The organism is Vulcanococcus sp. (genome assembly GCF_044369115.1).
Lineage (GTDB): Bacteria > Cyanobacteriota > Cyanobacteriia > PCC-6307 > Cyanobiaceae > Vulcanococcus.
In genome coordinates, this window is sequence record NZ_JBIPMN010000096.1 from 1 (window position 1) to 9888 (window position 9888).

13 protein-coding genes, 1 tRNA gene and 1 pseudogene are annotated in these 9888 nt (G+C 65.3%); 5 read left to right on the plus strand and 10 right to left on the minus strand.

Translation table 11 applies throughout. The annotated features are described in order from the left end of the window. Positions 1 to 279: pseudogene (locus ACIQ2E_RS08680) on the plus strand (solanesyl diphosphate synthase); the annotation flags it as partial. Here ACIQ2E_RS08680 and ACIQ2E_RS08685 read toward each other — a convergent pair. Then, positions 273 to 980, minus strand: coding sequence for an HAD family hydrolase (locus tag ACIQ2E_RS08685; RefSeq protein WP_398329034.1), 708 nt, complete (start codon positions 978 to 980; stop codon positions 273 to 275). The pseudogene ACIQ2E_RS08680 and the gene ACIQ2E_RS08685 sit on opposite strands and share 7 nt — an antisense overlap. Before the next feature lie 78 nt (positions 981 to 1058). On the opposite strand from ACIQ2E_RS08685, the gene acs reads away from it, so the two are divergent. Continuing rightward, positions 1059 to 3053 (plus strand): acetate--CoA ligase, encoded by a 1995-nt coding sequence (gene acs / locus ACIQ2E_RS08690; protein ID WP_398329037.1) that lies wholly within the window; start codon positions 1059 to 1061, stop codon positions 3051 to 3053. On the opposite strand, the gene ACIQ2E_RS08695 is transcribed toward acs, so the two are convergent. Continuing rightward, on the minus strand, positions 3054 to 3776 hold the full coding sequence (locus ACIQ2E_RS08695) for a DUF1350 family protein (protein ID WP_398329040.1): 723 nt from the start codon (positions 3774 to 3776) through the stop codon (positions 3054 to 3056). After that, positions 3773 to 4237: a peroxiredoxin gene (locus tag ACIQ2E_RS08700; protein WP_398329042.1), complete on the minus strand. Its 465-nt coding sequence runs from the start codon at positions 4235 to 4237 to the stop codon at positions 3773 to 3775. The genes ACIQ2E_RS08695 and ACIQ2E_RS08700 overlap by 4 nt, the downstream gene beginning before the upstream one ends. Positions 4238 to 4314: 77 nt before the next feature. Between ACIQ2E_RS08700 and ACIQ2E_RS08705 the strand changes: the two genes are divergently transcribed. Together ACIQ2E_RS08705 and ACIQ2E_RS08710 are read left to right on the plus strand one after the other, a co-directional pair. Beyond that, positions 4315 to 5286 carry an exonuclease domain-containing protein gene (locus ACIQ2E_RS08705; RefSeq protein WP_398329044.1) on the plus strand — a complete coding sequence of 324 codons (972 nt, stop codon included), beginning with the start codon at positions 4315 to 4317 and terminating at the stop codon, positions 5284 to 5286. Positions 5287 to 5393: 107 nt separating this feature from the next. After that, positions 5394 to 5645, plus strand: a complete 252-nt coding sequence (locus ACIQ2E_RS08710) for a hypothetical protein (protein WP_398329047.1) — start codon at positions 5394 to 5396, stop codon at positions 5643 to 5645. Positions 5646 to 5694: 49 nt separating this feature from the next. On the opposite strand, the gene ACIQ2E_RS08715 is transcribed toward ACIQ2E_RS08710, so the two are convergent. The 7 genes from ACIQ2E_RS08715 to ACIQ2E_RS08745 all read right to left on the minus strand — a co-directional run bounded on the left by ACIQ2E_RS08715 (position 5695) and on the right by ACIQ2E_RS08745 (position 9642). Next, positions 5695 to 5768: transfer RNA gene (locus ACIQ2E_RS08715), tRNA-Pro, on the minus strand. 15 nt (positions 5769 to 5783) lie between these two features. Continuing rightward, the gene (locus ACIQ2E_RS08720) at positions 5784 to 6131 is read right to left on the minus strand and encodes a Rho termination factor N-terminal domain-containing protein (protein WP_398329050.1); all 348 of its coding nucleotides are present in this window, start codon (positions 6129 to 6131) and stop codon (positions 5784 to 5786) included. A gap of 90 nt (positions 6132 to 6221) precedes the next feature. After that, positions 6222 to 6428 (minus strand): hypothetical protein, encoded by a 207-nt coding sequence (locus ACIQ2E_RS08725; protein WP_398329053.1) that lies wholly within the window; start codon positions 6426 to 6428, stop codon positions 6222 to 6224. Between the two features lie 7 nt (positions 6429 to 6435). Beyond that, positions 6436 to 6726: a hypothetical protein gene (locus ACIQ2E_RS08730; RefSeq protein WP_398329056.1), complete on the minus strand. Its 291-nt coding sequence runs from the start codon at positions 6724 to 6726 to the stop codon at positions 6436 to 6438. Further along, positions 6723 to 7478, minus strand: coding sequence for a peptide-methionine (S)-S-oxide reductase MsrA (gene msrA, locus ACIQ2E_RS08735; RefSeq protein WP_398329059.1), 756 nt, complete (start codon positions 7476 to 7478; stop codon positions 6723 to 6725). Before msrA ends, ACIQ2E_RS08730 begins: the two co-directional genes overlap by 4 nt. 38 nt (positions 7479 to 7516) lie before the next feature. Continuing rightward, complete coding sequence (locus ACIQ2E_RS08740) at positions 7517 to 7771, minus strand: hypothetical protein (protein WP_217795437.1); 255 nt, start codon at positions 7769 to 7771, stop codon at positions 7517 to 7519. Between the two features lie 104 nt (positions 7772 to 7875). Continuing rightward, a complete protein-coding gene (locus ACIQ2E_RS08745) occupies positions 7876 to 9642 on the minus strand; it encodes an ABC transporter ATP-binding protein (RefSeq protein WP_398329063.1) in 1767 nt (588 codons plus the stop codon). 53 nt (positions 9643 to 9695) lie between these two features. Here ACIQ2E_RS08745 and ACIQ2E_RS08750 point away from each other — a divergent pair. Beyond that, positions 9696 to 9888 (plus strand): DUF3288 family protein (locus ACIQ2E_RS08750; protein ID WP_398329066.1); only part of this gene is annotated, 193 nt, incomplete at its 3' end.

Genomic DNA, 9888 nt, shown 5'->3' on the forward strand with positions numbered 1-9888 from the left:
GCCAGCGACCTGGCTAGTGGTTATCTCACCGCTCCGGCCCTCTATGCCCTCAATGAGCATCCCGCTCTTGCTGGTTTGATCGAGCGTGAGTTCAGTGAAGAGGGCGATCTTGATCAAGCGCTGGAGCTGGTGCGCAACAGCCAGGCGATCCAACGCTCCCGTGCCTTGGCCGAGGGTTTTGCCAATGAAGCCCGCGAAGCCATTAGTTGGTTGCCAGCTTCGGATTGCCGTAGTGCCCTGTTGGCCTTGCCGGAGTTTGTGCTGAGCAGGCTCTACTGAAGCTCCCGCACAATGTCTTCAAGGCTGCTGAGGAAGCGCTCGATCTCGGGATAGAGATCATGGAGCTCTTCCCCGCTCAGATGCTGGGGCGGCAGCACGTGCACGTGGCAGCCTGCGGCACGGGCGGCCCGCACGCCGGCGGGTGAATCTTCGAAGGCCCAGCAGTGGCGAGGATCCACGCCCAGCCGTTCCGCCGCCAGCACAAACACATCCGGCGCCGGCTTGCCGCGCTTGAGGTGCGGATCATCACCGTGCACCCGCACCCTGATTGCGGTGAGCCAGGGGTGGGGGGATGCTTTAAGCGCCACCGCAGCTTTCGAGCTGCTGGTGGCCAAGGCCATCGGGATGCCCAGGGCCTGGCAGCGCTGCACCAGCTCAGCTGCCCCCGGCATTGGTGCCGCATGCATCAGCAGCGCTTCAGCGATGGGCTGGCGCACCGCCAGTAACGCCTCGCGGCTGGGCGCGTTGGAAGCACCTCCTGCGCAGATCCACTGCAGCACTTGATCAGCGCAGTCGTGGCGCCGCCGCCCCCGCAGTGCCAAGAGCTCCTCGGCTTCCAGGGGTCTACCAAAGTGGCTGGCGGCCTGCTGCCAGGCCTTCGCATGCAGCGGCTCCGTGTCGAGCAGCAGCCCGTCGAGATCGAACAGGCAGGCGGCGGGTTTCACCATCTCTCCATCCTGGAGCAGAGCCGAAGGCTGCATCAGCTATTACAGGCCTGCAGCCGGAGCGGCCAGGCGGGTTCCGCGCTCGCTTGAATGGGCGCGCCTGCCGTTGCCCGAATGTCTGAGGCCCAGACCAGCCCCGCCACCAGCGCCACGATTGAATCGGTGCTGCAGGAGCAGCGGGTGTTTGAGCCGCCGGCCGACCTGGCTGCAGGCGCGGCGATCGGTTCGCTGGAGGTCTATCGACAGTTGGCCGCTCAGGCTCATGATGATCCGGATCACTTCTGGGGTGAGGCGGCACGGCGCGAACTGCACTGGTTCGAGCCATTCCACACGGTGCTCGATTGGAGCAATCCGCCCTTTGCCCGTTGGTTTGAAGGCGGCACCACCAACCTCAGCTTCAACTGCCTCGATCGCCATCTCAACGGCCCCCGCGCCGATAAAACAGCCCTGATCTGGGAAGGGGAACCCGGCGACACCCGCACCTTCACCTACCGCCAGCTCCACGCCGAGGTGTGCAAGGCGGCCAATGCGCTCAAGGCGCTTGGCCTTGGCAAGGGCGATTTGGTGGCTCTTTACATGCCGATGGTGCCGGAAGCGGCAATCGCCATGCTCGCCTGCGCCCGCATTGGCGCACCCCACTCGGTGGTGTTCGGCGGTTTCTCGGCTGATGCTCTGCGCGATCGTCTGATTGATGGTGAGGCCAAGGCGGTGATCACCGCCGACGGCGGCTTCCGCAAGGACAAGCCGGTGCCGCTGAAGCCCGCCGTGGATGAGGCGCTTGGCAGCAGTGGCGGTGCCCCGAGCGTGGAGCACGTTCTGGTGGTGAAGCGCATTGAGAGTGATTGCCCAATGCAGGCCGGCCGCGACCACTGGTGGCATGAGCTGGTGGAAAGCCAGAGCGCCGAGTGCCCGGCCGAGCCGATGGCCAGTGAAGACCGGCTGTTCGTGCTCTACACCTCAGGCTCCACCGGCAAACCCAAGGGGGTGGTCCACACCACCGCCGGTTACAACCTCTGGACCCACCTCACCTTCCAGTGGATTTTCGACATCAAAGAGAACGACATTCACTGGTGCACCGCCGATGTGGGCTGGATCACGGGGCATAGCTACATCGTCTATGGGCCGTTGTCGAACGGAGCCACCACGATGATGTACGAGGGTGCGCCGCGCCCGAGCAAGCCCGGTGCCTTCTGGGAGGTGATTCAGAAGCATCAATGCACGATCTTCTACACCGCCCCCACGGCGATCCGCGCCTTCATGAAGAGCGGCCGCGAGGTGCCGGATCAGTACGACATGAGCTCCCTGCGCATCCTCGGCACCGTGGGTGAGCCGATCAACCCAGAGGCCTGGATCTGGTATAGCGATGTGATCGGCGGCAACCGTTGCCCGATCGTCGACACCTGGTGGCAGACCGAAACCGGCGGCGTGATGATCAGCCCGTTGCCGGGCGCCACCCCGACCAAGCCCGGTTCCGCAACCCTGCCCCTACCGGGCATCCAGGCCGACATCGTCGATCACGACGGCAACTCCCAGCCCGCTGATCAGGGGGGCTATCTCGCGATCCGCCGACCCTGGCCGGGAATGATGCGCACCGTGCACGGTGATCCCGAGCGCTTCCGCAAGAGCTACTGGGAGGAGATTCGCCCTGCCGATGGCTCCTGGCTCTATTTCGCCGGTGATGGCGCCCGCCGCGACAGCGACGGCTATTTCTGGGTGATGGGCCGCGTTGACGATGTGATCAATGTGAGCGGCCACCGCCTCGGCACGATGGAGATCGAGAGCGCTCTGGTGAGCCATCCCGCCGTCGCCGAAGCGGCTGTGGTGGGCCGGCCCGACGCGCTCAAGGGTGAAGGCATTGTGGCCTTCGTGACCCTGGAGGCCGGCCGCCGCGGGGATGATGCCCTGATCGCCGAACTGCGCGGCCATGTGGGCAAGGAGATCGGTCCGATTGCGCGCCCGGATGTGATCAAGTTCAGCGATGCCCTCCCCAAAACCCGCAGCGGCAAGATCATGCGCCGCATCCTGCGCTCTCTGGCAGCAGGCCAGGAGGTGAGCGGTGACACCTCCACCCTGGAGGATCGCTCGGTGCTGGATGCGTTGCGCGTTTGATCAGGCGGTCTGCGGTGCCGCTGGGCTCCACCAGCGGCAGATCGTCCCCGCGAGGGCGTCGATCTGACGCTGACGGCTCGGGTCATCGGCCCAGGCACCCAGCAGGTTTTGGCGCAGGCCGGCACTGGCGGGGGTGAGGTGATCGCCCGGCAGCTCGAGCAGCTGGGTTTGATCCTGCAGCCGCGCCTGCAGCACCGCCTGTAGGCGCTGGCTCTGATCGATTCCGTCGCGGTTGAAGCGCACCAGCAGGTTGGCGGGCTGGCGGTAGTTGGCACCCACCAGCCGCAGGGTTTCGCTGGGGGAGGGGCTGAATTCGCTCTGTATGCCCAGCCGCGGGCCCAGCTCGGCCAGTAGCGGCACGCTGCGTTCAGCGGAGAAGTTGTTGAAGCTCAGAGCTGCCAAGCCACTGCAGCCACGGCCGTTGTCGGGTGCCAGCAGGTGCAGCTTGCAGCCGAGGCTGTGGCCGAGCCGCAGGGAGGGCAGCCCCTCCGGGCGCGCTGCGCGAAACAGTTTCCAGGCTTCATTGGCCTGGGCCTGGTGATCGAAGCCCGGCACATAGCTCCAGGCCTGGATCGCCAGACCCTGCCGAGCCAGCGCTTCCAGCAGGCGGCGGTAGCTCAGCTGGGGTGTAGCCGCCAGATAACTCCCCCCGATGAACTGGATCAGGCCCCGGGCAGCCGGTGGCTCCAGTAGCCAGAGACTGCCGCGCTGGCGCCAGCTCATCGCTGCTGCAGGGCCTGAAGCGCCTCGAGCGCTACGCGGCGATGGGCCGGGCCATCGAGCAGATTGTTGAACACGTGGCGAATCACACCGCCGGCATCGATCACATAGGTGACGCGGCCGGGTAGCAGCCCCAGCACGCTCGGCACGCCAAAGGCCTTGCGCAGCTGGTTGCCTTTGTCCACCAGCAGGGGGTAGGGCAGGTTGTGGCGCTGGGCAAAACGCTGGTGGCTGGCGGCGTCATCGCCGCTAACGCCCCACACCTCAGCGCCCATGGCCTGCAGATCGGTGTAGCTGTCGCGGAACGCGCAGGCCTCCATCGTGCAGCCGGGGGTCTCGTCTTTCGGATAGAAGAACAGCACCAGGGCCTTGCCTTCCAGTTGATCGCTGCGGCGCTCGGTGCCGCTCTGGTCCGCGAGTGCAATCACGGGTGCGCGGTCGCCGATGTTCAGAGCTGAAGCCAAGACGGGTGCTTGATGGTGGCGAAACCCTAGGCAGGGCCTGGCGCGGCCTGGGATTATGAAGCCATCGCGCAGAGCCCATGGCCACGGCAGACCCCCCGCAACCCTGGGAGCAGGTTGACCTGCTGAGCTTGATGGCAGATCCAGCGGTGGAACCGCCTCAGGCTCCTGAATCTGCTGAACCGGTTGTTGCGGAAGCTGCCTCTGAACCTGTGCCGACGGCCGAGGTCAACTCCATCGCTGAACCGCAGCCCAGTGCTGACACTGCGCCCACCCACGACCCTTCGCCACCCGTTGAGCCCGACCACGCTTCAGTCCTCCAAGCCTTTTCAGCGCCAGACCAACCGCTGCCGCAACGCCTGCTGATCCTCGACACGGAAACCACCGGCCTTGATCCACAGCGCGATCGCTGCATTGAGCTGGGTGCGGTGTTGTTCGATCTGCCGCGGCGCTCAGTGCTCAGCCAGGTGTCGCTGCTGTTGCCCTGCGATCAGAACGCTGCCGAAGCGGTGAACGGCATTGATCCCGAGCTCACCCAGCAACCGCAGCCCTGGCAGCAGGGCTTGCAGTGGTTTGAGGCTTTGCTCGCCAGCGCTGATTTGGTGGTGGCCCACAACGCCGCTTTCGATCGCCAGTGGTTTGGCATGGCACCGCTGCCTGCGATCCACAAGCCTTGGCTGTGCACGATGGAGGACATCCGCTGGCCCGCTGATCGCCATCTGCGCTCGAACCCTTCGGTGCGCGACCTGGCTCTGGCTTACGGCGTGCCGGTGTGGGCTGCCCATCGGGCCCTCACCGATTGCATTTACCTGGCTCAAGTGTTTGAACGTTGCAGCGATCTCGAGCAGCTCGTGGAGCAGGGGCTAGAACCGCGGCGCCTCTATCGCGCCCGCCTCTCCTATGAGGAGCGCCACCGCGCCCGCGAGGCCGGGTTCCGTTGGAATGAGCCCGTGAGCGGCGCCTGGAGCCGCCGCCTGTCGGAGCGGGAGGCTTCGCTTCTCCCCTTCCCTGTGGTGCCTGTCGATGGCGACCAGCAGCGCCGTTCCGCCTAATCGGCCCGCTGGTTTTGCTTTATCTATGGGAAGTTGAAGCGTTGCTTTGGTCCACGGGCTGAATTCAGAGCCATGGTGTGGATGCAGAAGCTTCGAGGTTGCACGCGATGGCTGTTTCCGCTCGCGGCCACCCACGCCATCCGCCCCATCTGCAACTGCGGGTGCAGCGCTGGCAGGACACACGGACTTGGGCGCGCTTGATCCGTGAAGCCGAGGCGCTATGGCATGTGGATGTGCGCGACCTGCGCCGGCTCGGGGCCCTGGAGCTCTCCCAACTGCTGGAAGAGGTTCCGCCCCCTCTGCGCCCGCGCGTGAATCGCTGGCTGGCTTGTTACCGCGTGCATACACGGTTGCAGTGAGCTGGGCACAAAAAAACCACCCATGAGGGTGGCTATGAGCCGGTTTGAATCGGAGCGGCGGGATTTGAACCCACGACCCCCACTACCCCAAAGTGGTGCGCTACCAAGCTGCGCTACGCCCCGGCGAGAAAGAAATTATCACAGCGCCTTCCCCCGCCTGGCCTGGATTTTGCGCAATAGCGATGCGCTGAGCTGCTCGCGATTGAGGCTGCTGTAACCCCAGAGCCGAAGGGCGCGAGCTAAGTCGCGCAACTCCACCAGATTCATCGACGCCAGCCGCAGCTCGGGGATGCGTTGCCAAGCCGTGGTGGTCATGGGCAGGTCGCTTCCATCGCGGCCGGCGCGCAGACCAGCCAGGGCCCCATCAGCCATCCATTCCGGCACCAGCACGAACAGCACGGCCAGGAGTCCGTAGAGCTCCACCAGTCCCCTGGGCAGCGGATGCAGCTTGCGCTGGGGCTTCGGGTCCACGCGGGCGATCGACAACAGTTGCGGCGATGATGCGACGTCAGTGCCGCCGGGGCATTGTCTCCCAGAACATCGGGATTCGTTCGGATCAGATCCGATCAGGTGGGCTCAGATCAACGAGCTTCCACTGCGGCCCGGTAGCGCTGGCTGCTGAGGCGCAGGCGCTGCCTTGGGTTCTAGGGGGGCCGAATCACGCCACTGCAGGGCGGGTTCCGTGGCTGGCGCCAACCGCACAAACCAGAACACAAGGGCAAACACCAGTCCCAGGGTGATCAACATCCCCAGGATCACGGTGCGGTCGGGCAGGGGGTTCATCGGAGGCTCAGGCTTGATCGGTGCGGGTGCATTGCATCTTGCGGCGGCCCTGCTCCAGGGTGAGGTTGTCTCCCCACAGGATCAGCTCCATCGCCTCGCTGCCGTAGCGCACCCCAGGCTGGCTGCTCCCAATACGGAACAGGGTGAAGCGGCTGCGTCCGCTGATCAACGAGGCCTGGGCGTCGTTGCGCTCAACAACCAGCCCCCCCTGATCACCACAGAGAAAGCGCTCGCGGATGTCGTAGCCCTCCCACCATGGGCTGCTCAGGGCGATTAGGGGAACAATCAGTGCGATCACAACCCAATCGGCGTGTTGTCGCCGCGCAAGACGCAGTGATCAATCGACCAGTCGTAGTGGCTCCACACCGCTGCCGGCAGCTTGAAGCTGGACCCTTCAAAGCCATCGAGCAACATACCGCTGGGGCGGGCTGAGCAGTAGGGACGGCTGCCGGGGCGTGCCAGGTATTGCTGGTGGTAAGTCTCTGCGAAGAAAAACGGTTTGCCGGTTGCGATCTCGGTGGTGATAGCTCCTTTGCCGTTGGCGTTGAGCAACTCCTGGTAGCGATCGCGGGAAGCTTCAGCAATCCGGAGGAGCTCAGTCTCCATCACGTAGATGGCCGAGCGGTATTGGGTGCCGGTGTCATTGCCCTGTGCCATGCCCTGGGTCGGGTCGTGGCATTCCCAGAACAGCTTCAGCAGATCGCTGAAATCGATGGCGTTCACATCCCACACCACCCGCACCACTTCGGTGTGGCCGGTGCGGCCTGAGCACACCTCCTCGTAGGTGGGGTTGGAGGTGTAGCCGCCGGCGTAGCCCACGGCCGTACTGATCACTCCGGGCAGCCGCCAGAAGCCCTTTTCAGCTCCCCAGAAGCAGCCGCAGCCAAACAGGGCCTCCTGCTGGCTGGTGCTCAGCGGTGCCTTAAGAGCGGTGCCAAGCACCACGTGGCGTTCGGCCGTGGCGATGGGATCGGCGCGGCCGGGCAGAGCGGCATCGCGTGCGACCAGCTGACTCTTCGATCCGCCCAGTCCATCAAACAGTCCGAACACTGATGCCGCAGCCGATGTGGGGCATCAGCCTACGGCGCTTAACCCTGGGGCGCGCCGGGTTCCAGAGCGATGTGGTTGAGCAGCGTTGTGGTGAAGGCAAATAGCAGAAAAGGCAGCGAGAGCACCAGGATTAACCCCACGCCCACCAGGGCAAAGAGTGGTTTGCTGGCTCCCATTAGCGCCAGGCCGGCCGCCAGACTCACGAAGATCACCAGCATCCAAATCAGGATCTGGCCGTAGATATCGCCGAAGGTGAGGGTGCAGCGCAGGCGGTAAGGCACACCGGTGGTCATGGCAGCGGCGCGGGGCGTCAGCTTCAGCTAAGCCAGGTCATCCGGGCTTGTCTGGTGAAGGGCACAGAGTGTGACTGAATCCGCGGATCCGTTTCCGGCCCAGCTCACGCCGCACGGTTGAGCTGTTGCTCCGCCTGCTCCCGCTCCCACAGGCGCCGGTAGGTGCCGCTCTGCTGCAGGAGCTCATTGTGATGGCCCTGCTGTACGAGGCGGCCGCCATCCATCACCAGGATGCGGTCGCAGGCGGCAGCGGCTGAGAGCTGGTGGCTGATCATCAGGATCGTGCGGTCCTGCTGGCTTCGTACCGATTGCAAGATATCGGCGGCGGTGTTGTTGTCCACGCTGGCCAGGGCATCGTCGAGCACCAGCAGCGGTGCCTGCACCAGCAGCGCTCGGCCTAAGGCGGTGCGTTGGCGCTGACCGCCGCTCAGCGTGATCCCCCGCTCACCCACCAGGGTGGCGTAGCCATCGGGGAATCCACGGATGTCGCCCTCCAGGCGGGCCTGGATGGCGGCCGCTTCAACGGTGTCTTGCGTTGCGCTCGGCTCGCCATAGCGCAGGTTGTCGGCGAGGGTGGCGGTGAAGAGGTATCCCTCCTGCGGTACCAGCGCCACCTGGCGGCGCAGATCATCGAGGGCCACGCGGGTGATATCGGTACCGTTCAGGAACAGCGCACCGTTTGGCACTTCCACCATTCGGCCGAGGGCACGGGCCAGGGTGGTTTTGCCGCAGCCCACCGGCCCAACCACTGCCACCAGCTCGCCGGGTTCGAGGCGGAAGCTCACATGGTCCAGCGCCAGGCGCTCAGCATCCGGGTAGCGCAGCGACAGATCGCGCGCCTCCACAGCGGCGGCTCGGCGGCCGGCCTTGACCGGCGCCGCGATCGTCACAGGTTGCGCGGGGGAGCTGACCCGGGGCTTGCGGCGCAGCAGATCCTCCACCCGCTCCAGGCTCACCTGTCCGGTCTGGAAGGTGTTGAGGGTGAAGCCCAGCAGCGCTGTGGGGAACACCAGGCGCTCCACATAGAGGATCAACGCCACCAGATCACCAATGCTCAGGCGTCCGGTTTCCAGCTGCCCGCTGCCCAAACCCAACAGCAGCAGCAAGCTCACCGAGGAGATGCCCTCCAGCAACGGGAACAAGGTGCTGCGGGTGCGGGCCAGCTGCAGGGCGTCGTCGCGGTAGCGGCGGTTTCGCTCGGCGAAGGCTTGCTGTTCGGTGGCCTCCTGGCCGTAGATCTTGATCGCGTTGATGCCGGAGAGGTCTTCCTGGATCAGATCGCTCAGCTGCCCCAGCGCCTCCTGCTGCCGCCGCTGCTGGCGCATCATGCGCCCACCGAACAGCCGCACCGTGACCAGCATCAGCGGGTAGAGCCCCACCGCTGCCAGGCTGAGCAACGGATCGATGGCCAGCATCGCCGGCAAGGTAAGCGCATAGGCCAGCACCGTGTTGGTGAGGCTGAGCACGGCGAAGCCCAGTAGCCGTCGCACGTTTTCCACATCGCTGGTGGCCCGGCTGATCACCTCGCCGCTGCCGGTGGTCTGCACCCAGCCGGGTTCCTGGCGCAGCATGTGATCGAAGATCTCCTGCTTCAGCCCCGCCTCCACCTGGCGGCCCACGCCGAACACCAACATCCGCGACCACAGCCGCACGGCCCCCATCACCGTGGCCAGGGCAATGATCAGCGCCGCCTGGCGCAGCACATCGCTGAAGGTGAAGCCGTCCTGCAGGTCGTTGATCACCCCCCGCACCAGCAGCGGCAGCGCCACGCTCAGCAGGTTCACCACCACGAGCGCGGCGACCCCCAACAGCACCGTGCGCCGATAGGGCTGCAGATAGCGCCCGATCAACCCGAACCGGATGGCTGCCATGACGCACCGCAGGAAGCTGCCAACCTAGGGAGCCAGCTCAGCCGCACGTTCTGATGCCCGCCAGCGATCATCCCGAGCAGCAGCATCCTCTGTATGCAAGTGATCGGGACCTGGTGGATTCTCTGCTGGCCACCGAGCAGCCTGCTGATGGCCAGCTTGTGGATCTGGGCCGGCTGCTGATGCGCTACGCCGGCTTCCCTGGCGCACTCGATCTTCAAGATGACCTGCAGAAAACCCTGCGCCTCT